A 25414-nucleotide genomic window follows, 5' to 3' on the forward strand; every position below is an offset into this window, starting at 1 on the left:
ACATATAGGGGAATCTGCCTGTGATAATATAATGTGTTAATATCACTCTTCGTCCGGCCCGTCGTCGACGATCCGTCCGGGACGTTTTCCGGCGGGCGTTCGTACCTCGTCGCGTGATACCCGAGTCCCACGTCGACATCCTCGAGGCCGAGTCGTACGCGCACTTCGCCACCGTCGGACCGGACGGCCTCCCTCACGTCACGCCGGTGTGGGTCGACCACGAGGACCGCGAGTACGTCCTCGTGAACACGCTCCGCGGGCGCCGCAAGGAGCGGAACGTCCGAAACAACCCGAAGGTCGGCGTCAGCGTGCTCGACCCCGACGACGCGTACCGATACGTCTCCGTCCGCGGCGAGGCCGAACTGACCGAGGAGGGCGCGCGCGAGCACATCGACGAACTCGCCCGCCGGTACTTCGGCGTCGACGAGTACCCGCACCACGACGAGGAGGAGGGCGCGCGGGTGATCGTCAAGATCCCGGCCGAGAACGTCGCCACGAGCGGGTGACCGCGGCGACGGTCGGCGTCGCTTCCAGCCGGCCGCGCCGGGTCCGGCGCCGGACCGCATCCAGTACGGTTTTGTCGGTCCGGCTTCCATCACGGACAACGTGAAGGGACAGGACTGGTACCAGGCCGACGAGGTCGCCGAGGAGTACGACGACGTCCGCTTTTCCGGCGGCGGACAGCTCATCGACCGCCGGGAGAAAGAGGCCGTCCTCTCCGCGTTGGGACCGATCGATCCGGGCCATCGCGTGCTGGAGGTCGCCTGCGGCACCGGTCGGTTCACGACGATGCTCGCCGATCAGGGCGCGGACGTCGTCGGACTCGACGTCTCCCGCGAGATGCTCGAACAGGCCCGCGAGAAGGTCGCCGCCGCCGGCCACGCGGACACGGTCGAGTTCCTCCGCGGCGACGCGTCGCGGCTCCCGTTCCCCGACGACCACTTCGACACGGTGGTCGCGATGCGCTTCTTCCACCTGATGGACGACCCGGTCCCGTTCGCGACGGAGCTTCGCCGGGTCAGCCGCGATCAGGTGTTCTTCGACACGTTCAACAGCCGCAGCCTGCGGACGCTGTACACCTGGCTGCTCCCGATGGGGTCGCGGCTCTACTCCGAGCGCCAGGTCGCCGCCATGCTCGGCGAGGCGGGGCTCGCGCTCGCGAACGAGGAGCACGACTTCGTGTTACCGTACGGCTTCTACCGCGAACTCCCGGGGGCCGTCGCGAAGCCGTTCCGGGCTCTCGACGAGCTCGCGGGCGACACGATTCCGGGCGACTACGTCGCCTCGGTGTCGTACTGGGACGCCCGGGTGGCGGACGAGGAGTGAACGCGGAGCGACGCGTTCGTCGCCTTCGGACCGCTGCCCGCAGTTCGTCCCGTCGCTCTCAGACCGCCTCCTCGACGACTTCGCCGACGGCGAAGTTGGACTTCACTTCCGTCACTTCGATCTTCACGCGCTCTCCCACCTCGGTGTCCGGGACGATGATCACGTAGCCGCGCTCGACGCGAGCGATTCCGTCGCCCTGCTTGCCGAGGTCCTCGATCTCGACGTACCGCATCTCGCCCGGCTCGACCGGCGGCTGTGGGCCGTCGTCGCTCCGCGAGGCGGCGGTGTCGGGGTCGCCGGCCGCTTCCGGCGACCCGTCGCGGGCGACGAGCGCGACGCGGTACGTCTCGCCCGGCTCCAGCGATCCGGTGTCGATCTCTCGGCTGGGCACGTCGACGACGTACTCGCCGTCGTCGGTCTCGCGAACTTCCGCGCTGAACAGACAGAGGAGCTTCTCGGAGATTTCCATAGTAGACTCCACCGGATGCTGGTGGCCGGTTAGTATAGTTGTACCGCCGACGCAGTCAGGCGTCGCGTCGACCCGAGTCGCGGCGACTCTCCCCGTCACCCGAGGAACGCGTCGACCAGCGCCGCCTCGGCCTTGCGGAGGTGTGCGCCCGCGGTCGACGACGAGCAGCCGATCGACGCCGCGACGTCGTCCACCGATCCGGTCCGGGGGACCTCGTAGTAGCCGACGCGGTGCGCGGCCCGCAGCGCCTCCCGCTGGCGTTCCGTAAGCCGGACTCCGGCCAGCCGCCGACCGCCTCCGTACGACCCGATGCGGTCGATCTCGACGGCGATCGGGTTCGGTACCGCCGCGAGCGCGTCGCGAAGTTGGTCGGGCGGCCCGATCAGTCCGAACGACAGCCGGCCCGCCGGCCGGAACACGACCGGCGGGACCGAGAGGTACTCGGTGTCGACGAACGCGTCGAGGAACCGCTCCGTCGGTCCGCCCAACCGCTCGTACGCCTTGAGGTAGAACGGCGCCTCCCCGGGGACCGTCTCGAACCGCTCGATCGCCTCGACCTCCCGCAGTCGGTCGAGGTACGGCTCGCGCGGGGCCGCGACCCGGAACAGCGTCGCGAGCGTCCCGTCGGGCAACCGCCGCCACGTCAACAGCTCGCTCCGCCGGCCGTCGCCGCCGTCGAGGAAGTCGTGCATCGGATGCCGGACCGCCGGCGGGAACTCGAACTCGACGTGGACGTAGCGCATAGGTCTCTCACGCGGTGCCGCACACTTTAATTTAAAAGACACGGACCAGTCCGTGCCAAGGCTCAGTCCGTCGCGGCGCCGATCGATCGTATGGGTCAGACGACGACTCGATCCGACGACGACTCCAATCCGTCGACGGAGCGCACCGCAGACGGCGCCGATCCGTCGACGAAGCGCACCGCAGACGACGCCGACCCGCCGCGACCGCCGGCGCCCGGGGGTCTCCCCCTGCTCGGGAACGTTTACGAGCTGGCGAGCGACGCGCTCGGGTTCTACGAGCGCCGCGCCGCGACGCACGGCGGCGTCGTCCGGTACGACGTGTTCGGCACAGAGAGCTACCTCGTCACCGACCCCGAGGCGATCCGCCGGATCCTCGTCGACGACCACGATCGGTACGAGAAGGGCGCGATGCCGCGAGACCAGCTCGGCGGACTCCTCGGTGACGGGCTGTTCCTCGCCGAAGGGGACGACTGGCGGGAGCAGCGGACGGCGATCCGCTCCGCGTTCTTCCGCGAGCAGGTGGCCGAGTACGGCGACCCGATGGTCGATCACGCACGCCGCGCGGCGGCGTCGTGGGACGACGGCGACGTCGTCGACGTCCACGCCGCGGCGACGGACTACGCGTTCGACGTTCTCGCCGAGAGCCTGCTCGGGAGCGATGTCGAACGGGAGCGTGAGACCGTCCGCGCGGCCGCCGAGAGCGTCACCGAGCGGTTCGACACGCGGCGGCTGACCTCCTTTCTCCCGGCGTGGGTGCCGACCCCGACGAACCGGCGGTACCGGCGGCGGCTGGCGGCGCTTCGGTCGACGATCCGCGACCTCGTCGCGGAGCGGCGCGCGGCCGGCGCGCCGGCGAACCCCGGCGAAGCAGACGACCTCCTTGGGACGCTCGTCGCGGCCGCCGACCTGGGGGCGATGGACGACGACCGGCTCGTCGACAACGCGGTGACGTTCCTGTTCGCCGGCCACGAGACGAGCGCGCTCGGGCTCACGTACACGCTCTACTGCCTCGCCGACCGCCCCGCGTTCCAGCGGCGGGTCCGACGGGAAGTCGCGGCGCTGGACGGCGATCCCGCCCCCGCTGACCTCAGGGAGTGCCCCGCGCTGACCGCGGCCGTCGACGAGGCGCTCCGCTTGTACCCGCCCGTTCACTCCTTCTTCCGCGAGCCGACCGAGCCGGTGACGCTCGGCGGCCACCGCGTCCCCGCGGGCGTCGTGTTGACGCTCTCGCCGTGGGCGGTCCACCGCGACGACCGGTGGTGGGACGATCCGACGACGTACCGCCCCGAGCGCTGGCTCCGCGACGGGGCGGCGGGGGCCGTCCACGGCGACGACGCTCCCGGACCGGCGGTCGGCGAGCGCCCGGAGTACGCGTACTTCCCGTTCGGGGGTGGACCGCGCCACTGTATCGGGATGCGCTTCGCGAGACAGGAGCTTCGCCTCGCGACCGCAACGGTGCTCCGACGGCTGCGGCTGGAGCCGGTGACGACCGACCTGTCCGTGCGGGCGAGCGCGAACACGCGGCCGGCCGGTCCCGTCCGGGTCCGGGTCCGCGACCGGCCGGCCGAAGCTGACGACGGTCCCGCCGCCGCTCGGTCGCCGGTCGGAGGCGAATAGCGGTTCGTCGCCCTCGACGACGACGCCCGCCGCACTCGGAAATTCCCGCCTCCGGACCAAGGTCTTTGTCACGCCCGGTCGAATCGGTCCCTATGACCGCTCCGGAGTTCCGACGCGGCGCCGTCTCGCCACCGATCGTCACGCCGTTCGACGCCGACGGCGACGTGGACACCGACACGCTCGCGGACCACGTCGCGACGCTCGTCGAGGTCGGTCTCGACGGAATGGTCCCGTGCGGGACCACGGGCGAGTTCGCGAGCCTCACCGACGAGGAGCGTCGGACCGTGGTCGAGACCGTCGTCGACGCGGCCGACGGGCGCGTGCCGGTGATCGCCGGGGCGGCCGACACCTCGGTCGCGGGGGTCCGCGAGCGCCTCGAAGCGGCCGACGCGGCCGGCGCGGACGCGGCGCTTGTCACCCTCCCGTACTACCACAACTCGACGGCGCCGGCGGGGCAGCGGGCCTTCCTCGACGCGGTCGCCGACGACGCGCCGCTCCCGATCTACCTCTACGACATCCCGTCGACGGTCGGCGAGCCGATCGATCCCGACGTCCTCGCGGCCGTCGCCGAGCGCGACCCGGTCGTCGGGGTGAAGGACACCAGCGGCGACGTCTCGGCGGTCGACACCGCCGTCGACCGGACCCCCGACGAGTTCACCGTCTTCCAGGGCGTCGACGCGCTGCTGTACCCGAGCGTGAGCCTCGGCGTCGACGGCGGGATCCACGCGCTCTCGCAGGTCATCCCGGAGGTCTTCGTCGCGCTCGGCGAGGCGATCCGCCACGGCGACGACGAGCGGGCGCTGGCGCTTCACCGTCGCGCGGTCGGCCCGCTGTTCGAACGCTGCGCCGACCACGGCTTCGCGCCCGCGACGAAGGTCGCGGCCGCCCACCGCGGGTTCATCCCCGACCCCCGCGTCCGGCCGCCGCTCACGCTCCCGGACGAGGACGCCCGCGAGGAGATCCGCGCCGACGTGGACGCGGCGCTCGATACCGTCTGAGAAGGGCGGACAGTCGAACGCTCCCGGCTACTCCCCGCCGATCGGGGTTCCGTCGGCCGCCTTCGGACCCTCGGAGTCGAAGACGACGGCGTCGCCGTCGGCCCGCTCGCGCGCGTCGGGATCGTAGCCGTCGCGGACGCCGATAGCCTCCTCCAGTTCCCGCACCGCGCGCTCCTTCAGCGCCGCCGCCAGCTCCTCGGCGTCCTCCCGGGAAATGTCGCGGCCGAGCCCCTCGCACTCGTGGGCACGGACGACGCCCGCCTCGTCGACCGCTTCCCCCATCGGCTGGCTCGTCCCCTCCAGGGCGACGCTGAAGGGGTATGTCCGACAGATGAGCGGGCGCGCGTCGTGGACCGTACACGCGCCCTGCCCGTCCGACTCCTCGTAGAAGGTACAGTCGCCGCAGTCGTCGGTCGCGAGCGCCCACTCGAACGTCTCGCCGGTCGGCTCGCCGTCCGCGTCGGCGTCGAGTCCGAACGGCATCGGTCTGGCGACGTCGCGCCAGTCGTACGCCTCGCCGAACGTCTCCTCGGCGGCGTCGGCGACGCGGCGGACCTCGTCCGGAAAGACGGTCGCGGTGTGGGGTTCCCGGTCGGCGTCGCCGCCGCCGTGACACCCGGACTCGGTCTCTGCGCCCCCGTCCCCGTCGTCGGTCCCCGGGCCAGCCGGCGCACCGCCCGGCTCGTCCGGCGCGTAGCCGGTACAGCAGCCGCCACAGCGCGTGCACTCGAAGCCGATGGACTCGATGGCGTCCGCCAGGTCCGCGACCGCGAGGTCGCGGGCCGCGGCGAGTTCGGCTTCGAGCGACTCCATGCGATCCGATCGCGGCGCGGCGCGGTTAACGTCGTCCCTTCCCGGGTCGCGACGCGTTCGACCGGAGTCGACGCCGCGCTCGGCCGGGAGCGGGCGAAGGAGCGAAGTACGCCCGTCGCCTACCGGACGGGCGTGAAGGAGTACGAGCGGAAACAGCTCTTAGAGCGGGTCAATCGAGAGTCCTCGACCGTCGGGGTCGAGATCCCGGAGTCGATCGAGATCCAGGGCGAGGCGATCGACCTGCGCTCGTTCGTCTTCGAGATCAAGCGGCGCGACTCGGTCCCGCCCGGCGAGCGCGACCGCGTCGAGCGCGCCAAGCGGAACCTCCGGCGCGAGCGGCTCGACCGGCTCGAACCCATCGAGGAGAACGAGGTGAGCCGGGAGGAGGGCGAGCGGCTGGCGGCGTCGATAATCGGCATCGACCGCGCGCTGGAGGCGCTGGAGGGACTCGACGCACCCGACCCGGAGACGGAGGCGAAGCGGCAGGCGGCGGCCGACCAGAAGCGCTGGATGAACTTCTTACAGAAGGCGCTCGGGCGCGAGGACGCCGGCGGCGGGAGCGGCCGAACGCGGTTTTGAACGCCGGCGCCGCTCAGTTTCCGGTGAAGTCGATCCGCGAGCCGCCGCCGTCGCCCTTCCCGGCGGAGGGACCGAGTCGGACGAACTCGTAGGCGTCGTCGTCGAGGTACACCGCGCCGTCCGCCACCGTCACGGCGACCGATTCGAGGACGGCGCCCTCGCAGGGACCGAAGTTGCAGTAGCCGCCGTCGGCCTCGAACGTCGCGCCGTGCTTCTGACAGAACACCTCGCCGTTGCGGACGAACGCCCCGTCGTCCTTGTCGAGTCGGACGTCAGTCCAGTGCTGGCAGTAATTTCGGAACGCGCGCACCTCGCCGGCGGCCCGCGTGAGGACCGCCTCGACCTCGGGGCTGCCGTCGTCGCTTTCCCCGAGGTCGCCCTCGCCCTCGTCGACCGTCTCGGGGTCGACCGGCCGCAGCGTCGCGAGCAGCGTGCTCTCCTCCGGAACCTCCTCGACGCCGGCGATCCGGCGGTGCTCGTCCATGTCCGAGGGAGACCGGCGACCGGCTTGAACGTTGTGCGTTCGCGCGTCGGGGACCGCCCTCGGCGCGGTATCGCCCGCCGATCCGGGTCAGACCCCGAGCCACTCGTCGTCGCGGACCTCGTAGCCGTGCGTCCGGCAGTACTTCGCAGCCTGTCGGCGGAGGTCCCGCGACCCGGGAACCGACTCCGTCTCGCGGATCCGGTCAACGACCCAGTCGGCGATGGCGCGGACGCCCTCCTCGTCGTCGACCTCGTTTATGTCGCTCAGCGCCCGGAAGGTGCGCTCGAACGCCTCGTGTTGCGACCGCCCGAAGTCGACGTTTTCGAGCGCGGCCGCCGCCTCGACGACGCGCTTCATCGCGGCCGCGACCGCCGGCCGGCGAACCCGCTCGCGGACCGTCGCCGGCGCGTCGAACGCCTCCAGGTCCGCGTCGGGGATCAGGTCCGCGACGGTGTAGACCCGAGCCGCCGATTCGAGCTCGCGGTCGCCGACCGCGGCGACGACCTCCCGGCCAGTCGCCGGGAACGTCAGCGGTTCGAGCGCCGCTTCGAGGGCCTCGGTCGCCGCGTCGTCGAGCGGCGGCTCGGTCTCGTCGCCGCGCTCCAACTCGGTCTCGACGTCGCGCTCGCGCTGTCGTCGGTCCTCGTCTGCGGCCTGTTTCTCCCGTCCGTCCTTGTCGTCTGCCATCCGTCGTTTAGGATCCCTGATGGGATAACGCTGTGGGGAACCCCGATCCGCGGAATCGCTTTGGCGGTCCGCTTCCCCGGTCACAGCCGCTCGCCGTCGTAGTGCCTCTCCTCGATCCGCCGGTCGAACAGCCGCGAGAGGAGCGTCGTGAGCGGGCCGGCGACCCCCTCGCCGTCGTCGCCGCCCCCTCCGCCGTCGACCGCGATGCCGTCGACGGTCGCCACGGGGCGGACCTCCCACGTCGAGTTCGTGAGGAAGGCCTCGTCGGCCTCGCGGACCGCGTCCGGCGCGAACGTCCCCTCCTTGACCGGGATCCCCTCCGACTCCGCGACGTCGATCACGGTCGCCCTGGTGACGCCCGGGAGGATCGGGCCGTCGAGCGACGGCGTCTTGAGGGCCGTCCCGTCGACGAAGAAGAGATTCGAGGTCGCGCCCTCCGCGACGTGCCCGTCCGGGTCGAGCATCAGGGCCTCGTCGGCGCCGGTGACTCGGAGTTCGAGCCGGGCGAGGATTCCGTTGAGGTAGTTGTGCGTCTTCGCGGCGGCTGGGATCGCGCGGTCCGCGGGCTTGCGCGTCTTCGTCGTCTGGAGCGCGGCCGGGCCGTCGTGGACCGGATCGCTCCCGACACCGCCGCGCGGGAGCGGCTTCGCGATGACGACGACGGTCGGGTCGACCTCCGGGTCGGGATCGAGGGTGCCCGGCTGGACGCCCCGCGTGATCGAGAGCTTGACATAGGCGTCCGCGAGGTCGTTCGCGGCGAGCGTCTCGTCGACCCGGCGTTTCAGCTCCGCGTCGCCGATCCCGTGATCGAGTCCGAGCGTCTCGCAGGTGTCCGCGAGCCGGTCCGCGTGCGCCTCCCATCGGAAGAGGTCGCCGCCGTACGCGCGCATCGTCTCGAAGGCGGCGTCGCCGTAGGCGAACCCGCGGTCCTCCACCGAGACGCTCGCCTCCGCGGCGGGGACGAGCTCGCCGTCGACGTGGTACCGGAGCGGGTCGTCGTCGCTCGATGACGACTCGTTCGGGTCACTCATCGCTCGCACACCTCCACGAAGTTCCGAACCATTCGCTTCCCCCGCGGCGTGAGGATGCTCTCCGGGTGGAACTGGACGCCGACGTGCGGCTTCTCGCGGTGGCGCACGCCCATCACGACCTCGCGCTCCTCGGCGGTGCGGGCGGTCTCGACCAGCTCGTCGGGGAGGTCCTCGCGCTCGACGCACAGCGAGTGGTACCGGCCGACGCGGAGCCGGTCGGGGAGGCCGTCGAAGACTCCCTCGCCGTCGTGGGTGATCGTCGAGGGCTTCCCGTGGACGACCTCGGGCGCGTGGCCGACGCGGCTCCCGCGGCTCGCGCACAGCGCCTGATGGCCGAGACAGACGCCGAACACGGGGCGGTCGAGTTCGAAGACGGCGGTCGAGACCCCCGCGTCGGCCGGGGTGCCGGGGCCGGGCGAGACGACGACGCCGTCGGGGTCGAGCGCGCGGATCCCCGCGAGGTCGACCGCGTCGTTCCGCCGGACCGTCACCGCGCCGGCGACCTCGCCGACGTACTGGACGAGGTTGTACGCGAACGAGTCGTAGTTGTCGACGACGAGGACCCGCGCGTCGGACTCGCCAGCGCCGGGACGCCAGTCCCCCTCCGCGGTCGCTGTGTCGCTACCGGCGCCCGTCATCGCTCGACCGCCTCCTCGCCGGTCTCGGCCGAGCCGCCCGTCATCGCTCGCCCGCCTCCTCGGTCGGCTCGTCGAGCGCGTCCTCGACCGGCTCGTCGACGGCCATCCCGCCGGCTGCGAGCGCCTCGTCGACCGCGCTCACCAGCGCGCGCGCCTTCGCGAGCGTCTCCTCGTACTCCGCGTCCGGGTCGGAGTCGTGGACGATCCCCGCGCCGACGCGGAGGTGGTACTCCGCCGCGTGGCGCACGAGCGTCCGGATGACGATGTTCAGCGTCGCGCGCCCGTCGAAGCCGGCCGCGAGCATCGACCCGGTGTACGGTCCCCGGCGCGTCGGCTCCAACTCGTCGATGATCGCCATCGTCCGCGGCTTCGGCGCGCCCGTGATCGTTCCGCCGGGGAAGCAGGCCGCGACCGCGTCCGCGAGGCCCACGTCCCGCCGCACCTCGCCTTCGATCTGGCTCACGAGGTGCATCACCTCGCTGTAGCGGTCGACGCGGCGGTACTCGCTCACCTCGACCGTGCCGAACCGCGACACCTTGCCGAGGTCGTTCCGCTCCAGATCGACCAGCATCGCGTGTTCCGCGCGCTCCTTCGCGTCGCCGGTCAGTTCCGCTTCCAGTGACTCATCGGCGGTCGACGTGTCCCCCCGCGGGCGCGTCCCCGCGATGGGTTCGGTGACGAGGCGCGCGCCGCGCTCGGGGTCGTCGGTCGGCTCGCGCTCCAAGAGCAGCTCCGGACTCGCGCTCACGAGGTCGACGCCGCCCGGGCGGTCGCCGAACTCGATCAGCCCCGAGTACGGCGCCGGGTTCACGTCCCGGAGCGCGTCGTACGCGTCGACCGGGTGGACCGCGGCTGGCGCGGTCAGGCGCTGGGAGACGTTCGCCTGAAAGGTGTCGCCCTCGCGGACGTACTCCTTGACCCGCCGGACCGCGTCGGCGTACCCCTCGCGGCCCACGTCGCTCTCGAAGGTCGCGCTCCCGGCGGTCGGATCGGGCGCCGCCTCGGCGTCCGGGCCGCCGCTCTCGATCCGACCTATCAGCGCCGCCGCGCGCGACCGTCCCTCGTCGAACAGCGCGTCGAGCGCGGCGCGGTCGGCGTCGGGGTCGTCGAGTCCGTCCGGCACGCGGGGGCAGGCGGTCACTCGGAGCGTGACGGTCTCGTCACCGGCGTCGGCGGCGCCGTCGGACGACCCGCCCGCGTCCACCGGACACTCCCAGGCCGCGATCCGGTCGAACAGGGCCACCCGAAGCCGCGGCAGCCCCCGATCGTCCACGGCTCCCGGACCCTCGGGGGCCGCGGGCGGGAACTCCTCCAGTTCGCGGGCGGCGTCGTAGGAGAGCCAGCCGAACGCGCCGCACGGGTACGGCACGTCGCAGTCGCCGCGCGCCAGCCGTTCGCCGTCGAGAACGCCCTCCAGCGCCGAAAGCGAGGCGGAGGGGCGCCGGTAGTCGCCCGCGTGTTCCGATTCCGACTCGCCTTCGGCTTCCGATCTCCCCCGCTCACCGCCCGCGCCGGCGACCACCGCGTCCCCGGAGACGGTCAGTCGCTCGACCGGGTCGACGCCGAAGTACCCCCAGCCGGACTGGCCGCCGGTCGTCTCGTAGAAGACGCCGCCGGGACCGTCCCGCGCCCGGCGGTAGGCCGCGAAGGGGTCGTCGACGGCGACCCGGAGCTCGACCGGGACCCGCGCGCCGTCCGGCGCCGCGGCGGCGACCGCGCGGAACCGGTCCCGGTCGGTGTGTACCGTTCGCCTCATGGGACCCTGTTCGGCGGGGGCGGTGAAACAGTTGCGGTCGTCGAAACCGGTCCGCCGGTTAGAACTCGCTCGCGCGGTCGATCCACGTCGCGGCGCGCTTCTCGCCGACGCTCGTCCCCTCGGCGATCGCGGCGGCGTCCGCGCCCGCGAGGTCGTCAATCGTCTCGATCCCGATCTCCGCGAGGCGCTCGGCGTACGCCGGTCCGATGCCCTTGATCTCCTCGACGCTCGGGCCGCGGTCGTCGTCGTCGACCGCGACGTCGTCCGCCTCGCTCCCCGCGGCCTCCGCCGGCTCCGCCGCATCGTCGGCTTCGGTTCCGCCGTCGTCGGTCGCGGCGACCTCCTCGTCGACGAGCGACTCGGTCGAGGCGGCGGCCTCCGTCTCCGCGGCGACCGGATCGTCGTCCCCGTCCGCGAGGTCGTCGACGTCGGTCTCGCTCTCGTCCGATTCGTCCGCGACCGACTCGCCGGCCTCGCTCTCGTCGGTCGGCTCGGTCTCGTCCACTTCGGTCGCGGACGCCTCCGCGGCCGGTTCCGACTCGCGCTCGACGGTCACTTCCGTCTCGGCGGACTCGCGCTCGCCCGAACCGCTCCCGAATCCGAGCTTCTCTTTGAGCTTCTGGAGTAGAGCCATTGCCGGCGGCTACACGTGCGAGATATTTAAAAACCCTCTCCGCCGCAACGACCCGTCGCTCCGTCTCGCCGATTTATAAGTGGCACCGGCCCGTTCCGAGTGTATGGACGTTCTCAACCCCGTCATGTGGTCGGTCCACGTCGGCTTCGCCGTCCTCTGGGTCGGCAGCGTGCTGTTCGTCACCCTCGCGGTGCTCCCGCCCGCGCTCCGCGGCGACATCGGCGGCGACGCGCTCGGCTCGGTCGTCGGCCGCCTGCGCTGGATCACCCGGATCGGCGCGGTCGCGTTCGTCGCGTCCGGCGGACACATGGCCGGGACGCAGTACACGTTCGAGGCGCTGACGAGCACGCCCCGCGGCCACCTCGTGTTGACGATGCTGGGGCTGTGGTTCGTCGGAACCGGACTCGTCGAGGTCGCCGGCTCGAAGCTGGCCGACGGACTCGACGCCGGCAAGCTCAGGGAGCCGGCCCGCGACGCCAAGCCGTTCCTCTACGGCGCGTCGGCCGTTTCTGTGGGGCTTATCGTCACCGCGGGGCTGCTCGCCAGCCCGACGGTACTTTAAAGGTAGTCGCCGCTGTCGATAGCCTCTTTTTAGGTGTCGTCGACCGCGCGCCGAACGCTTCCGAAAGCCCAGCCGCTCGGCGATACGTGGTCGCTAACTCTGCGGTGAATCCCTCCAAAGCCCCAGCCGCGAGGACTCGCGCGGCTCGCTGCGCTCCTCGTCACTCGCTGCGCTCGTTCCTGCGGTGCTTCCGTCGTCACCAGAACGCTTCGCGTTCTGGTTGGCTCACGAGAGCTTCGCTCTCGTGAACGCCGTGCTTCGTCCTCGCGGCAGCGTGGCGCTACGCGCCACGGGCAGCGAGGGACTGCGTCCCTCGGGCAACCGGGCTTCGCCCGGTGACAGCCGGCGGCGGAGCCGCCGGCGACTGTCCCTTTGAGTCCCACCCAGCCCCGCACCTCACGCCTCCCCAGCCTCGTCGGTGGTCCTCCGCTTCGCTCCGGACCACCGACTCCCTCGCGCCGACGGTTCGCGGCCCTTCGGGCCGCTCACCGGGGCGCGCCACCGCATCGTCCGTTTATAAACAACCGCGCCGCAACGTCACTCTAACTCCGCACGCAGCGCGGCGTTCATCGCCTCGACCGGCGCGTCCTCGCCGGTCCATATCTCGAACGCCTCGACCCCCTGGTAGAGGAGCATCCACGCGCCGTCGACCGTCGTCGCGCCCGCGGCGGCGGCCTCCCGCAGCAGGCGCGTCTCGATCGGCGCGTACACCGCGTCGAGGACCGCGAGGTCGCCGTGGAGGTGGTCCGCGGGCACCGGCGTCTCCTCGGGAGCCTCCATCCCCACGCTCGTCGCGTTGACGAGCAGGTCGGCGGCGGCGACGCGGGTAGCGAGGTCGTCGAGGCCGCCGCCGGTCGCGTCCGGCACGTCCTCGGCCAACTCGGTCGCGCGCTCGGCGGTGCGGTTCGCCACGTGGACCGTCGCGCCCGCGTCCGCCAGCGCGAACGCGGCCGCCCGCCCCGCGCCGCCCGCGCCCACCACCAAGGCCTCGCGCCCGTCGACCGTCACGTCGTGGTGCGCGAGCGCCCGCGTCACGCCGGCCGCGTCGGTGTTGTGGCCCCGCGGCCGGTCGGTCTCGCCCGCCCTCATCGGCCCGTAATCGACCGTGTTGACCGCGCCGATGCGCTCGGCGAGCGGGGCGGCGTCGACCGCGCGCAGCGCGTCCCGCTTGAACGGCACCGTCACGTTGAGTCCCGCGACGCCGAGGTCGGCGCCGCCCTCGATCGCCGCGACGGCGGCGTCGGCGTCCGGCTCGAAGGTCACGTACCGGGCGTCGAGTCCGAGCGCCGCGTAGCCCGCCTCGTGCATCGGCGGCGACAGCGAGTGGCCGACCGGGTTCCCGATCAGTCCGTACACGTCCATGCCCGCTCACGCGGCCGCGACCGACAAAAGGCGGTCGGTCGGGCGCGTTCTCTCTCGCCGGCTCCGCCCGGACTCACTCCCGCCGCCCCTCGGCGTCCCGCTCCGCGTCGATGACGTCTTCGAGGGTCTCGGTGCCGACGTCGCTGGCGACCTTGACGCCGACGAGCGACACGACGATGCCGCCGACGATGAACGCCGCGAGCTGCTGGACCGGCGTCATCGTCATCCCGTAGGCGGACAGCGGCTCGTGGATCGCCTCCTGCGCGAGGAAGTACCCCGCGAAGCCGCGGACGACCAAGGCGACCGCGGCGATGACGAACGGGAGGTTGAGGTACGGCGTCCGGATCCCCTCGTCGCGGATCAGCTCGTCGAGCAGCCGCCCCACCGCCGCGGTCACGCCGGCGACCGCGAACCACGGGACCGCCGCGTAGGTGAACTCCACGACCTCGACGAGCCGCGGCGACCCGGAGGCCAGTTCCGAGGCGGCGAGGAAGCCGAAGAAGCCGCCGACGAGGGCGAGTCCCCCGGCGACGACGTACGTCACGACCGACACCTGCCCGGCGTACAGCGCCTCGCGGACCCGCTCTGGCATCCCCGCCACGAGCCGGTCGATCGCCAGCCCCTTGTACAGCAGCGCGGCGCCGAGCAGGCCGGCGACGCCCGCGATCGCCTCGCCCGCGGAGAACTGCGAGAACAGCACGGGCAACAGAAGCAGCGCGACGCCGATGGGGACCAGCACCGTCGACCGCAGCTGCTCGTCGGCGAGGAACTGCTTCAGCAGGTAGTAGGTGGACTCGATGTCGCGGGCCTGTCGGACGACGACGCGGTCGACGGAGTCGACGGGGACCCTCGACTCGACGACCGGGAGGACCCGCTCGTCCTCGGCGGAGTCGACGACGACGATCGCGGCCCGCGGCTCGTACCGCTCCACGAGGTCGTCGAGCTGGGCCGCGATCGAGCGGTCGGCGCCGACGGCGGTGTCGCTCTCGGCGGAGACGACCGCCACCACCGACTCCTCGCGCTCGTCCCTGAGGTCGCGCGCGACGCGCAGCGACTCCAGCAGGCAGTTCACGCTGGCGTCCTCGGGGTCGTCCAGCCCGGCGTCCGTGACCAGCGACCGGACGGCCTCCCAGCCGGCGACCGGCATCGGGACGTTGGTGGCGCGACCGATCGCCCCCGAGCGGTCGACGCAGATGACCAGCGTCGTCACGTGTCGACTCACATCGCGGCCGGACAAAAATCCTCCCCGTCGGCCGCCGCGTGCGGTTCGGCTCCGGCGGCCGCTCCCTCCCGCGGCCGGCGGCGCGTCGCCTCGGCCGCCGCTACCGGAACTCCACGTCGATGTCGCCGCCCTCGTCGGCGAACACGCCCGCGATGCCGCTCCCGGCGGCGAACGCGACGCGCTCGGCGCCGATGCCGAGCCGCTCCGCCAGCCCGCGTTCGGGCGTGAACTCCTTGACCTCCGGCTCTGCTCCGAGCAGGTCCGCGAGCCGCGCCTCCACGTCGTCCTCGGTGCCGAGTTCGTCGACGAGACCGATCTCCGCGGCGTCGTCGCCGAGGTACACGCGCGCCTCGGTCTCCCGGATCTCCTCGGGGTCCATGTCGCGGCCCTCGCTCACGGTCTCGACGAACTGCTCGTAGTAGCCGTCGATGATCCCCTGGAGGTACTCGCGCTCGTCCTCCTCGATCTCCTTCAGCGGGACGCCGGCGTCCTTGTACTCGCCGGCGGTGAACTGCTCGTAGGAGATCCCGAGCTTGTCCGCCAACCCCTTCGCGTTCGGCCGGGAGCCGACGACGCCGATGGAGCCGACGAGGCTCGCCTCGCGCGCCCACAGCTCGTCGCAGCCGCTCGCGATCCAGTAGCCGCCCGAGGCGCAGGTGTCCGTCGCGTACGCCACCGTCGGCCCGTCGAACTCGGCGGCGGCCCGCCGGATGTCGTCGCTCGGCACGACCTCGCCCCCGGGCGTGTTGAGCTCGACGAGCAGCGCCGCGACGTCCTCGTCCTCGTCGGCCGCCTCGATCTGTTCGACCACGTCGTCCGCGGTCGCGCCGCCCGGTCCCGACAGCGGCGACGGGCGGCCCTGACTCCGCCGGATCGGTCCCGACACGGTCACCTTCGCGGTGTTGTACTCGTCGGCGTCACCGAACCGGCCGCCGGTGAGCCGCGCGAGGGCCGCGCGGCCCGCGATCGTCGTCGCCGCGCCCACCGCGGCCGCCGCGAGCAACCCCTTCCGTCCGTTCGTCGGCGCGTCGTCCATACCGACGGTTGGCGTCGCACGCGCTTATAAGCGGTGGCCGGCGCGGACCGTCGCCGCCGGTCTCGACTCGCTCGTCGCGGCCGCGACGCTGCCCGTCACGCTACTCGGCGCGAAAAACCGCAGAAAACCGCGTCGGAACCGCTTCTCGCCCGGCTTACAGGAGGCCGGTCTTCTGGAGCTTCATCAGGTCCTCGGTGTCGAGCGTCTCGCCCTCCTTGAACTTCTGATAGATCTCCTCGGCCTCTTCCTTCTCCTCTTCGCGCTTCTCGGCGCGCTCGTCCTCCCGCTCTTCCTCCTCCTTCTTGTCCAGCTCGCGCAGGCGCTTCTGGACGCGGACGAAGTCCTCGTGGTGGCGGTCGGCCGCCTCTTGGGCCTCGACGAACAGCTCGTGCATCTCGTCGGCCTCGTCGCGGATGTCGTCGGCCTCGCGGTAGGCCTCGATCATCTGGTTGTGGTGCTCCTGGGCCTTGTCCGCAAGCTCCGTCACCTTCTGGTGGTGCTGGGACGCCTCGGAGCGGACCTCCTCGGCCTCCTCGACGAGCTCGTCCAGCTCGCTCGTGTCGTCGACCTTCTCCTTCTTCTCGGCGAGCTTCTCGCGTTTGTCGTCGATCTTCTCGATCAGCTCGCGCTCGTCTTCCGCGTCGAGGACCTCCGTCTGCTGACGGAACTCCAGGTCCTCGATCTCCTCTTCGAGCTCCTCGATGGACTTGCCGGAGCCGAGTTCGAGGTCCTGTTTGATCTCCTCGACCTCGTCGAACAGCTCGTTGGCCTCGGCGTTGAGCTCGTTGCGCTTGTCCTTGTGTTCCTGGACCTGCTCGTTGAGCTCGTCGCGCTTCTCGCGGTGTTCCTGGGCCTCGTCGACCTTCTCGCGCGTCTTCGCGTTGAGGTCGTCGCGCTTGGAGGCGCGCTCGGAGGCCATCTGGTTCAGCTCGTTGCGTCGGTCTCGCAGCTGACCGGCGCGTTTGATGAGCTGGCCCTTGGAGCCGTTCTCCAAGTCGTCCTCAGAAAGGTCCACGTTGTCCGCCTCGTCCATCGCTTCCACGTCGTACTGCTCGATGACTTCTTCTTTCGTTACCATTTGTTATCTCTCCATCACCGCTCCGGCGATAGCGGACGCTCGCTGTGGTGCGTCGGGCCGTCTGCAAGAACTCCCGTTCATTTCAGCGTGCGATTCCACCAGCGCCAGAGGCGTTCTGGTACCAGCAACTACCCCCGGGCGATACATAAATACTTCGGTGATTTCCGTGTACACCGGTGCCACGGCCCGTGTACCTCTCGATTTCGTGGTTACGGTTCACACGGAGGTGGCGAGCGGCGTCCGGCTCGGTTCACGGCTCCCCGTCCGCTTCGACCTCGTACGAGAGGACGACCCCGTCGTCGAGCCGTTCCGTCTCCGTGAGCGTCAGGTCGGGAAACGCCTCGGTGAAGCCCGTCCCGTCCGCCAGCGTGGGGGCGTCGCGGCCGCCGATGACGAGCGAGCCGACGTAGACGTGGAGCTCGTCGACGACGCCGGCGTCGAAACACGAGAAGATCACCTCGCCGCCCCCCTCGACCATCAGGCGGTCGACGCCGCGGTCGGCGAGCTTGTCGAGTCCCTCGGCGACGTCGACGCGCTCCTCGCCGGCGACGATCACCTCCGCGCCGGCGTCGGCGAGCGCCGCCCGCCGCTCCCGGTCGGCCGCGGTCGAGACCAGGAGATACGTCGCCGCCGCGTCGTCGAGGATCCGGGCGTCGGTCGGCGTCCGGCCGGTGGAGTCGACCACGACGCGGGCGGGGTCGCCCGACCGCCCGTTCCGCAGGCGCTCGACCCGGCGGTCCTCCTCGTCGAGCGTGAGGTGGGGGTCGTCCGCGAGGACGGTCCCGACCCCCACGAGCACCGCGTCCGCGGCCGCTCTGACGCGGTCGACCCGGTCGAAGTCCTCCGGGCCGGAGATCCGGAGCTGTTCCCGGCGGCGGGTGGCGAGCTTCCCGTCGACGCTCTGGGCCGCGTTGACGACCACGTGCATACGCGAGGGTCGTCCGGACGCGGAATGGTCGTTTCGGTCCCCGTTTCGATTACTGACTCGTGCGCCTCCCGCGGCGCCGCTGACGGAGGGAAAGTGATTTAGGTCGGCCTAAATAACGGGCGGTAACCGATGACGATCGCAAACGACGGAACTGTCACGGCGGCGGGAGACGACGCCCACCGTGCTGACGACGCGATCGACGCGGTGGCGTTCCTCGCCCGCTCGAAACACCGCGTTCGGGTGCTCGAACTGCTCGACGACGGGCCGCGAACCCGGGAGGAGATCGCCGCGGGGACGGACGCGACGCGCGTGACGCTCAGCCGCATCCTCGGCGATCTGGAGGACCGCGGCTGGATCGACCACGACCACGCGGACCGATCGTACGCGCTGACTCGGTTCGGTCGGCTCGTGTTCGGGGACTTCTCCCGACTGCTCGGAACCGTTTCGGTCGGCCGGACGCACCCCGACCTGGTGAACCGCCTGCCGACGGAGTGGTTCGGGTTCGACCCGCGGTGTCTCACCGACGCGGAGCGCGTCGCCGCCGAAGCGGCCGACCCCCTGGCGGCGGCCCGCGTCGTCGCGAACGCGATCCGCGAGGCCTCGTCCTGCCGGTCGCTGCTCGGGACGTTCATCGCGCTCCCCATGTACGCGGCCGAGGAGGCCGTGCGCGCGGGGGACACCCTCGACGGGGCCGTCGTCTTCGACTCCAACGTCACCGCGACGATGCTCGACGACCCCGACCTCCGGTCCCGGTGGCAGCGACTCGAAGCGGCCGCCGACGGCCACTTCTACTTCGGTGCCGACGGGACGGTCCCCTGTAGTATCGACCTGATCGACGGGACGGCGTTCCTGACGATCGACCGCGAGGACGAGCGTGGCTTCGATATTCTCCGGACCGACCAACCCGACGTCGTCGAGTGGGCGGAGGAGACGATCGCGCGTTACCGCGCCCGGGCGACGCCGCTCGCGCGACTGGCCGACGGCACGGACCCCGAGTAGACTGCTGACCGCGGACGAGTTTCCTCCTAATTCCGTCGGTCTCCGCACGTCGCCGGCCGTGAGCGACGCGAACGCGCCGATCGGCGCCCGCTCGAAGGATTACCGTGTCCCTCCCGAACGGTCCGTTCGATCGTTCACGGCGTGAACGCGACGCCACGCCGCATTACGGCGAACGCGAGGAATCACTATCACTGTTTAGGCCAACCTAAACTCGTATGCCACGAAGGCGTCAGCTGTTGGCTGGAACCGCTGGATTCGTCGCTGCCGGGTTCGCCGGCTGCCTGAACGAGACCGACGGATCGGCCGCCGGCGGGACGAACGACTCCGCGGGGGGAAACGGCTCCGCGACCGAGACGACCGACGACGACTCCTCCGAGGAGGAGGACTCGGGCGGTATCGACCCGTACACGGTCGAAATCGCGCCTCACGGCGAGTTCACCTTTGAGGCGGTGCCGGAAACGTACTCCGTCATCCCCAGCGTCTACCTCGACATCGGGATGGCGCTCGGGAAGCAGCCCGTCGCGGCGACGGACATGGCCCGCGCGCCCCGGAAGCTCTACGACATCCTCCCCGACGTCACGTTCGACGAGGAGGCGATCATGGCGCTGGCCTCGGGCTCCGAGTCCGGCTACGACAAGGAGAACTTCTACGCCCCCGGGCAGGACGTCAATCTCATCGACCCCCGGGACCTGGGACGGTTCACTGACTGGGACGACTCGGATATCCAGGAGATCGAGGACGCGACCGGCCCGTTCGTCGGGACCGGGATCCGGTTCGGGCCGACCCACCCGTTCGGAAACGATCAGGACACCTACTACGAACTCTACGACGTCTTCGAGAAGATCGCGACGGTCTTCCAGGAGCAGGAGCGCTACCAGGCGTGGCAGTCGCTCCACGACGAGTTCATGTCGGACATCGAGTCCGAACTGCCGCCCGAGGACGAACGACCCTCGGTCATCCCGCTGTGGCGCGGCGTCGACCCGACGTCTGGGCAGTTCTATCTCTCGGACATCCACCAGTACCACAACCAGACCAAGCCGCTCGAACGGCTCGGCCTCCGGAACGCCTACGACGCGGAAATCCCCAGCGGCGGTTACATCGGGTACGAGGAGCTGCTCGAGTACGACCCCGACTACATCTCCGTCGGCGGCTCGCTCGTCTCGAGCACACACGAGCAGTTCGTCGATCAGGTCGTCGAACCGTTCGAGAACGACCCGAGCGGTCAGGACCTCACCGCCGTCCAAGAGGGGAACATCCTCCGCATCGGCGACCAGTATCAGGGCCCCATCGTCGACCTCTTCGCGACGGAGGCGGTCGCCAAGATGGTCTGGCCGGACCGCTTCGGCGAGTGGCCGGGCCCGGTCAGCGAGGTCCCCGAGGACGAGCAGCTGTTCGACCGCCAGCGCGTCGCAGACATCATCAACGGGAACTTCTAGCCCGATGGCGAAGGCATTCGACCGACTCGCGAAGCTGCGCGCGGCCGGCGCTGACTGGTACGCCACCTCGAAGCTCGGACTGGTCGTCGTCGGCAGCCTCGCTGTCCTGCTCGGATCGACGATACTGCAGGTGAGCTTCGGTGCGTACCCGCTTGCCCTCGGCGAGGCGTGGAACACGGTCTTCGACGCACAAGTGGTGTTCAGCCCCGACGTCTGGCGGTGGGCGTTCCTCGGCGCGAACGTGCCCGAGTGGCTGACCCGCCAACAGATCATCGTCTGGAACCTCCGGCTGCCGCGCATCCTCGTCGGCGCGCTCGTCGGCGCGAACCTCGCGGTGTCGGGCGCGCTGTTCCAGATCGTCACGCGCAACGAGCTCGCCAGCCCCTACATCCTCGGCGTCAGCGACGGCGCCGGACTGGTCGTGTTGCTCACGCTCACGTTCTTCTACGGACTCATGCCGGTCCTCCCGCTGTTCGCGGCGATCGGCGGCGGGCTGGCGTTCCTGCTCGTGTACGCCATCGCGTGGAAGAACGGCACCAGCCCCGTCCGCTTGGTGCTGGCGGGCGTCGTCGTCGGCTCCGTCTTCGGGTCCGTCCAACGCGCGCTGTTCTTCTTCATCGACGACCTCGGCGTCGCGATGGCCGCGCAGGCGTGGCTCTCCGGGACGCTCATGAACGCCGGGTGGGAGGAGGTGCGCATCGCGCTCCCGTTTACCGTCATCGCGATGGCGCTGGCGTTCACCGTCACGCAGGAGCTCGACGTCCTGTTGCTCGGCGCGGACCGGGCGGACTCGCTGGGGATGCCCGTCGAGAAGGTCAGGTTCGCGATCGCGGGGATCGGCGTCCTCTCGACGGCGGCCGCCATCGCCGTGGCCGGTCTCATCGGCTTCGTCGGACTCATCGTCCCGCATATGGTCCGGAACATCGTCGGTAGCGACTCGAAGCTACTCTTAGCCGGCTGTCTGTTCCTCGGTCCGGCGCTCCTCGTCGGCGCGGACGTCGGCGCGCGGCTCGCGCTGAGTCCCGTCCAGCTCCCGGTGGGCGTCATCACCGGCATCGTCGGCGGCCCGTACTTCCTCTACCTGATGCGGAAGAAGACCAACCTGGGTGAAGTCTGATGGGTGACGGACGCTCCTCACGGGTCGAGCGAGAACCGGCCGACTCCCGCTCCGCCTCGGAGCCGGAGTCCGAGACCGAGACGGGGACGGAAGCGGCCGACTTCAGCGGGAGCGACCTGGTCTTGGGCTACCCCGGCCTGGACGACCCCGTCGTCGACGGCGAGTCGATCGCGGTCCCGCCGGACGAGGTGACCGCCCTCATCGGCCCGAACGGGAGCGGGAAGAGCACGCTCCTGAAGGGGCTCGCGGACAAGATCTCGCCCGACTCCGGAACCGTCCTCGTCGACGGCCGGCAGATCGACGCGTTCGGGTCGAAGGAGCTGGCGCGCACGCTGGGCCTGCTCTCACAGGAGAACGTCGTCCCCACCGGTATCTCGGTCGAGGACCTCGTCGAGCGCGGGCGCTACCCGTACACGGGATTCTTCGACTCGCTGTCGGACGAGGACCGCGAGGTCGTCGACGAGGCGATCCGGCTCGCGGGGATCGACCATCTCCGCGACCGCGACGTCGACAGCTTAAGCGGCGGCCAGAAACAGCTCGTCTGGATCGCGATGGCCATCGCGCAGGACACGGACGTGCTCCTGCTCGACGAGCCGACGACGTTCCTCGACCCGCAACACCAGCTGGAGGTGATGCAGATCGTCGAGACGCTCCGCGACGAGAGCCGGATCACCGTCGTGCTCGTTCTCCACGACATCGCGCAGGCCGCGCGGTACGCCGACCACGTCGTCGCGCTCAAGGACGGCTCGATGCGCGCCCGCGGCCCGCCCGAGGACGTGATCACGGAGGAGTTGCTCGCCGACGTGTTCGAGATCGACGCGGCGGTGCTGGACACCGAGTACGGGATTCAGGTCGTCCCGCAGAACCCCCTCGCTGACGGCGCGGTCCCTCCGACCGGCGACCCCCCGACGCCCGATTAACGCGGGGTCGACACCGTTTTCTCGGCCACCGGCGACTCACGGACCGTGTCCGACCCAACCGCGCACCACCTCGGGATCACCGTTTCCGACCTCGACCGCGCCGTCGACTTCTACGTCGAGACGTTCGGTCTCGACGTCGTCAGCGAGTTCTCCGTCGGCGGCGACGCCTTCGCCGAGGCGGTCGACGTCGAGGACGCGTCGGCCGAGTTCGCGCACCTCGACGCGGACGGCGCCGTCGTCGAACTCGTCGCGTACGACCCCGCCGAGGAAGCGGGCGACGGTCCCGCGGCCGACAATCCCACCCTGAACCGCCCCGGCGCGACGCACCTCGGCCTGTCCGTCGATGACGTGGAGGCGTTCTACGACGGTCTCGACGACGACGTGGAGACGCTCAGCCCGCCGCGCACGACCGAGAGCGGGACGACGATCCTGTTCGTTCGCGACCCGGAGGGGAACCTGATCGAAGTGCTCGACGCCTGATCCGGTCGACGCCGCCCGCGACGGTCCCGCGCGCTCGTCCCCTACCGATTCGCCTCGCGCATCACGAGCAGCGACAGCGGGACGCTCGCGGCGACGAGTCCGTAAACGCCCCCGAGGATCGGTTCGACGCCGAACTCGGGGGCGAGCAGGTAGCCGGCGGCGAAGCCGATCGGGTCGCAGATGACTGCGACGAGGATCAGTTGTGCCTGAAACGAGAGCGCGTCGAACCACGGGAGGAGGGCCATTACGAACCCCCATCCGCTCGGCAATCACATAAAAGTTCGAACGGACGCGTGGTTTCGTCGGCGGCCGCGGCCCCGTGGGACTTACTTCACCTTCGTGCCCGGCGCGGCGTCCTCGTAGGTCGTGAGGAGGTCGGCCTCCTCGCCGGCCGCGAGGACCATCCCGTTGGACTCGACGCCGAACAGCTCCGCCTTCTCCATGTTCGCGAGTACGATCACCTTCGTGTCGGGGAGATCGTCGACGTCGTGGAGTTGTTTGAGACCCGCCACGATCGTCCGGGTCTCCGCGCCGAGGTCGACGGTGAGCTTCACGAGGTCGTCGGCGCCCTCGATCCCCTCCGCCTCGTCGATCCGGCCGACGCGGACGTCCAGTTCCTGGAACTCGTCGAAGCTGATGCGGTCGTCGCTGAGGGGTTCGATGTCAGTCATATCGGTGTCGTCAGTGGTCCCCGTTTCGTCGTCTTCCGTTCCGTCGTCTTCCGTTCCGTCGTCGCCCTCACCGTCGTCGCTCTCCGACTCGGCGACGCGCGCTTCGAGCTTCTCGTTGAGCGCCTCGACGCGCTCGTCTTCGATCTGCTCGAACAGCTCGGTCGGCTCGCTCAGGTCGCCGGCGGGTCCCTCGCGGGCGGCCTCGACCGTCGCGTCGTGGACCGACCCCGGCTCGCCGAGCTGCTCCCAGAGGCGCTCGCTCTTCTCGGGCGCCAGCGGCTCGAAGAGGACGGCGATCGCCTTCGCGAGCGCGACGCAGTCGTAGATGACCCGCTCGGCCGCCTCCGGGTCCTCGTCGACGAGCTTCCACGGCTCGTTGCGCTGGATGTACTCGTTGCCGAACCGCGCGAGGTCGGTGACGGCGTCGCCCAGCGCCCGGACCGAGTAGTCGTTGACGGCGGCCGCGACGTCGTCGATCGCCTCGTCGATCCGCGCCGCCACGTGGTCGCTCGGGGCGTCGGCGTCGGGACCGTCCTCGTAGTTGCGGTGGGCGAACAGCAGCGAGCGGTAGAGGAAGTTGCCGACGGTCCCCACCAGCTCGGTGTTGACGCGCTCGGCGAACTTCTCCCACGAGAAGTCCACGTCCTGCTGGAACCCCCCGTTGGTCGCGAGGTAGTAGCGCAGCGGGTCGGGGTGGAACCCCTCCTCGAGGTACTCGTCGGCCCAGACGGCGCGGTCGCGGCTGGTCGAGAACCCCTTGCCGTCGAGGGTGACGAAGCCGCTCGCCATCACCGCGCGCGGCTCCGCGTGGTCGGTCGCCTCCAGCATCGCGGGCCAGAAGATCGTGTGGTGCTGGATGATGTCGCGGCCGATCACGTGGACGATCTCGCCGCCCTCCGGGAACTCGTCGCTGGCGCCCTCCTTCCAGGCGGCCTCCCAGTCGAACGCGTCGCTTCCGACGCGCTCGGAGTACTGCTTCGTCGAGGCGATGTACTCGATCGGGGCGTCGACCCAGACGTATAAGACGAGGTCCTGCTCGGCGGTTTCACCGCCTTCCCGAGGCGACTCCGTCGCCTCGCCGCCGGGATAATCGATCCCCCAGTCCATGTCGCGGGTGATACACCAGTCCTGTAACCCCTGCTCGATCCACTCGCGGGGCTGGTTCCGGGCGTTCGAGGTGCCTTCGAGCCGGTCGAGGAACTCCGAGAGGTAGTCGGCGAACGCGGAGACCGCGAAGAACTTGTGGGTGCGCTCGCGGTACTCCGCGGGGTTGCCGGTGATCGTCGACTCGGGGTCCTCCACCTCGCCGGGTTCGAGGTGGCGCTGGCACCCCTCGTCGCACTCGTCGCCGCGGGCGTGCGCGCCGCAGTACGGGCAGGTCCCCTCGACGTACCGGTCCGGGAGGTACTGGTCGTCGACGGGGTCGTACGCCACCATGATCGCCTTCTCGTAGAGGTGGCCGGCCTCGTCGAGGTCGCGGACGAGCTGCTGGGTCAGTTCGGTGTTCGTCTCGTCGTGGGTGTGGCCGTAGTTGTCGAACTCGACGTTGAACTTCGGGAACGTCTCGGCGTACCGCTCGTGCCAGTCGAGCGCGAACGTCTCCGGGGAGACCCCCTCCTGCTCGGCGTTGACCGCGACGGGGGTGCCGTGCATGTCGGAGCCGGAGACGAACGCGGTCTCCTGGCCGAGTCGTTCGAGCGCGCGGCTGTACACGTCGCCGCCGACGTAGGTGCGGAGGTGACCGATGTGGAGGTCGCCGTTGGCGTACGGCAGTCCACAGGTCACCACCGCGGGGCGGTCGGTGGGGAAGTCGTCGTGGCTCATGTGG

Annotated in this window: 27 protein-coding genes; 11 read left to right on the forward strand and 16 right to left on the reverse strand. The window is 70.7% G+C overall.

The features are described from left to right. Window positions 1–113 precede the first annotated feature (113 nt). The gene (locus J2744_RS08350) at window positions 114–506 is read left to right on the forward strand and encodes a PPOX class F420-dependent oxidoreductase (protein ID WP_209546606.1); all 393 of its coding nucleotides are present in this window, start codon (window positions 114–116) and stop codon (window positions 504–506) included. A 100-nt stretch (window positions 507–606) separates the two neighbouring features. Further along, window positions 607–1326, forward strand: a complete 720-nt coding sequence (locus J2744_RS08355; RefSeq protein WP_209546608.1) for a class I SAM-dependent methyltransferase — start codon at window positions 607–609, stop codon at window positions 1324–1326. A gap of 58 nt (window positions 1327–1384) precedes the next feature. Here the strand turns inward: J2744_RS08355 and J2744_RS08360 are convergent, their stop codons facing one another. Together J2744_RS08360 and J2744_RS08365 are read right to left on the reverse strand one after the other, a co-directional pair. Beyond that, window positions 1385–1795: a TRAM domain-containing protein gene (locus J2744_RS08360; protein ID WP_209546610.1), complete on the reverse strand. Its 411-nt coding sequence runs from the start codon at window positions 1793–1795 to the stop codon at window positions 1385–1387. 95 nt (window positions 1796–1890) lie between these two features. Then, window positions 1891–2538 carry a helix-turn-helix domain-containing protein gene (locus J2744_RS08365; protein ID WP_209546612.1) on the reverse strand — a complete coding sequence of 216 codons (648 nt, stop codon included), beginning with the start codon at window positions 2536–2538 and terminating at the stop codon, window positions 1891–1893. A gap of 90 nt (window positions 2539–2628) precedes the next feature. Here J2744_RS08365 and J2744_RS08370 point away from each other — a divergent pair, with 90 nt between their 5' ends. Next, window positions 2629–4155: a cytochrome P450 gene (locus J2744_RS08370; protein ID WP_209546614.1), complete on the forward strand. Its 1527-nt coding sequence runs from the start codon at window positions 2629–2631 to the stop codon at window positions 4153–4155. A gap of 92 nt (window positions 4156–4247) precedes the next feature. Beyond that, window positions 4248–5153, forward strand: a complete 906-nt coding sequence (locus J2744_RS08375) for a dihydrodipicolinate synthase family protein (protein ID WP_209546616.1) — start codon at window positions 4248–4250, stop codon at window positions 5151–5153. Window positions 5154–5180: 27 nt separating this feature from the next. On the opposite strand, the gene J2744_RS08380 is transcribed toward J2744_RS08375, so the two are convergent. Then, window positions 5181–5966: a YkgJ family cysteine cluster protein gene (locus J2744_RS08380; RefSeq protein WP_209546618.1), complete on the reverse strand. Its 786-nt coding sequence runs from the start codon at window positions 5964–5966 to the stop codon at window positions 5181–5183. Window positions 5967–6098: 132 nt separating this feature from the next. Between J2744_RS08380 and J2744_RS08385 the strand changes: the two genes are divergently transcribed. Beyond that, on the forward strand, window positions 6099–6545 hold the full coding sequence (locus tag J2744_RS08385) for a DUF5788 family protein (protein ID WP_209546620.1): 447 nt from the start codon (window positions 6099–6101) through the stop codon (window positions 6543–6545). 13 nt (window positions 6546–6558) lie between these two features. Here the strand turns inward: J2744_RS08385 and J2744_RS08390 are convergent, their stop codons facing one another. The 6 genes from J2744_RS08390 to J2744_RS08415 all read right to left on the reverse strand — a co-directional run bounded on the left by J2744_RS08390 (window position 6559) and on the right by J2744_RS08415 (window position 11775). Beyond that, on the reverse strand, window positions 6559–7029 hold the full coding sequence (locus J2744_RS08390) for a Rieske (2Fe-2S) protein (RefSeq protein ID WP_209546622.1): 471 nt from the start codon (window positions 7027–7029) through the stop codon (window positions 6559–6561). Between the two features lie 87 nt (window positions 7030–7116). Further along, the gene (locus tag J2744_RS08395; RefSeq protein ID WP_209546624.1) at window positions 7117–7716 is read right to left on the reverse strand and encodes a DUF5789 family protein; all 600 of its coding nucleotides are present in this window, start codon (window positions 7714–7716) and stop codon (window positions 7117–7119) included. Window positions 7717–7796: 80 nt separating this feature from the next. Continuing rightward, on the reverse strand, window positions 7797–8747 hold the full coding sequence (locus J2744_RS08400; RefSeq protein ID WP_209546626.1) for an aminotransferase class IV: 951 nt from the start codon (window positions 8745–8747) through the stop codon (window positions 7797–7799). Further along, window positions 8744–9385: an anthranilate synthase component II gene (locus J2744_RS08405; RefSeq protein WP_209546630.1), complete on the reverse strand. Its 642-nt coding sequence runs from the start codon at window positions 9383–9385 to the stop codon at window positions 8744–8746. Before J2744_RS08405 ends, J2744_RS08400 begins: the two co-directional genes overlap by 4 nt. 40 nt (window positions 9386–9425) lie before the next feature. Beyond that, the gene (locus tag J2744_RS08410; protein WP_209546633.1) at window positions 9426–11141 is read right to left on the reverse strand and encodes an anthranilate synthase component I family protein; all 1716 of its coding nucleotides are present in this window, start codon (window positions 11139–11141) and stop codon (window positions 9426–9428) included. Between the two features lie 58 nt (window positions 11142–11199). Beyond that, complete coding sequence (locus J2744_RS08415) at window positions 11200–11775, reverse strand: helix-hairpin-helix domain-containing protein (protein ID WP_209546636.1); 576 nt, start codon at window positions 11773–11775, stop codon at window positions 11200–11202. 103 nt (window positions 11776–11878) lie between these two features. Between J2744_RS08415 and J2744_RS08420 the strand changes: the two genes are divergently transcribed. Further along, window positions 11879–12337: a transporter gene (locus J2744_RS08420; protein WP_209546639.1), complete on the forward strand. Its 459-nt coding sequence runs from the start codon at window positions 11879–11881 to the stop codon at window positions 12335–12337. Between the two features lie 537 nt (window positions 12338–12874). Here the strand turns inward: J2744_RS08420 and J2744_RS08425 are convergent. The 5 genes from J2744_RS08425 to J2744_RS08445 form a co-directional block, all read right to left on the reverse strand. Continuing rightward, the gene (locus tag J2744_RS08425) at window positions 12875–13699 is read right to left on the reverse strand and encodes a shikimate dehydrogenase (RefSeq protein WP_209546642.1); all 825 of its coding nucleotides are present in this window, start codon (window positions 13697–13699) and stop codon (window positions 12875–12877) included. A 73-nt stretch (window positions 13700–13772) separates the two neighbouring features. Continuing rightward, the gene (locus J2744_RS08430) at window positions 13773–14909 is read right to left on the reverse strand and encodes a DUF373 family protein (RefSeq protein ID WP_209546645.1); all 1137 of its coding nucleotides are present in this window, start codon (window positions 14907–14909) and stop codon (window positions 13773–13775) included. 112 nt (window positions 14910–15021) lie between these two features. Beyond that, window positions 15022–15957 carry a signal peptide peptidase SppA gene (gene sppA, locus J2744_RS08435; protein ID WP_209546648.1) on the reverse strand — a complete coding sequence of 312 codons (936 nt, stop codon included), beginning with the start codon at window positions 15955–15957 and terminating at the stop codon, window positions 15022–15024. 154 nt (window positions 15958–16111) lie between these two features. Continuing rightward, window positions 16112–17035, reverse strand: a complete 924-nt coding sequence (locus J2744_RS08440) for a coiled-coil protein (protein ID WP_209546651.1) — start codon at window positions 17033–17035, stop codon at window positions 16112–16114. Window positions 17036–17285: 250 nt separating this feature from the next. Beyond that, entirely contained in the window at window positions 17286–17963 is a 678-nt protein-coding gene (locus J2744_RS08445) for a 2,5-diamino-6-(ribosylamino)-4(3H)-pyrimidinone 5'-phosphate reductase (protein WP_209546661.1), read from the reverse strand. Between the two features lie 129 nt (window positions 17964–18092). Between J2744_RS08445 and J2744_RS08450 the strand changes: the two genes are divergently transcribed. From J2744_RS08450 to J2744_RS08470, 5 genes are all read left to right on the forward strand, one after another. Further along, window positions 18093–18962 (forward strand): helix-turn-helix transcriptional regulator, encoded by an 870-nt coding sequence (locus J2744_RS08450; protein ID WP_209546664.1) that lies wholly within the window; start codon window positions 18093–18095, stop codon window positions 18960–18962. A 215-nt stretch (window positions 18963–19177) separates the two neighbouring features. Next, entirely contained in the window at window positions 19178–20398 is a 1221-nt protein-coding gene (locus J2744_RS08455; protein WP_209546667.1) for an ABC transporter substrate-binding protein, read from the forward strand. A 4-nt stretch (window positions 20399–20402) separates the two neighbouring features. Continuing rightward, complete coding sequence (locus J2744_RS08460; protein WP_209546670.1) at window positions 20403–21515, forward strand: FecCD family ABC transporter permease; 1113 nt, start codon at window positions 20403–20405, stop codon at window positions 21513–21515. Then, window positions 21515–22435: an ABC transporter ATP-binding protein gene (locus J2744_RS08465; RefSeq protein WP_209546673.1), complete on the forward strand. Its 921-nt coding sequence runs from the start codon at window positions 21515–21517 to the stop codon at window positions 22433–22435. Before J2744_RS08460 ends, J2744_RS08465 begins: the two co-directional genes overlap by 1 nt. A 45-nt stretch (window positions 22436–22480) precedes the next feature. Continuing rightward, the gene (locus J2744_RS08470) at window positions 22481–22915 is read left to right on the forward strand and encodes a VOC family protein (protein ID WP_209546676.1); all 435 of its coding nucleotides are present in this window, start codon (window positions 22481–22483) and stop codon (window positions 22913–22915) included. 41 nt (window positions 22916–22956) lie between these two features. Here J2744_RS08470 and J2744_RS08475 read toward each other — a convergent pair whose 3' ends face one another. Beyond that, on the reverse strand, window positions 22957–23160 hold the full coding sequence (locus tag J2744_RS08475) for a hypothetical protein (RefSeq protein WP_209546679.1): 204 nt from the start codon (window positions 23158–23160) through the stop codon (window positions 22957–22959). An 81-nt stretch (window positions 23161–23241) separates the two neighbouring features. Beyond that, window positions 23242–25410 (reverse strand): methionine--tRNA ligase, encoded by a 2169-nt coding sequence (gene metG / locus J2744_RS08480; protein ID WP_209546683.1) that lies wholly within the window; start codon window positions 25408–25410, stop codon window positions 23242–23244. Window positions 25411–25414: the final 4 nt, after the last annotated feature.

It is taken from the genome of Halorubrum trapanicum, assembly GCF_017873555.1.
GTDB classification, from domain to species: Archaea; Halobacteriota; Halobacteria; order Halobacteriales; family Haloferacaceae; genus Halorubrum; species Halorubrum trapanicum.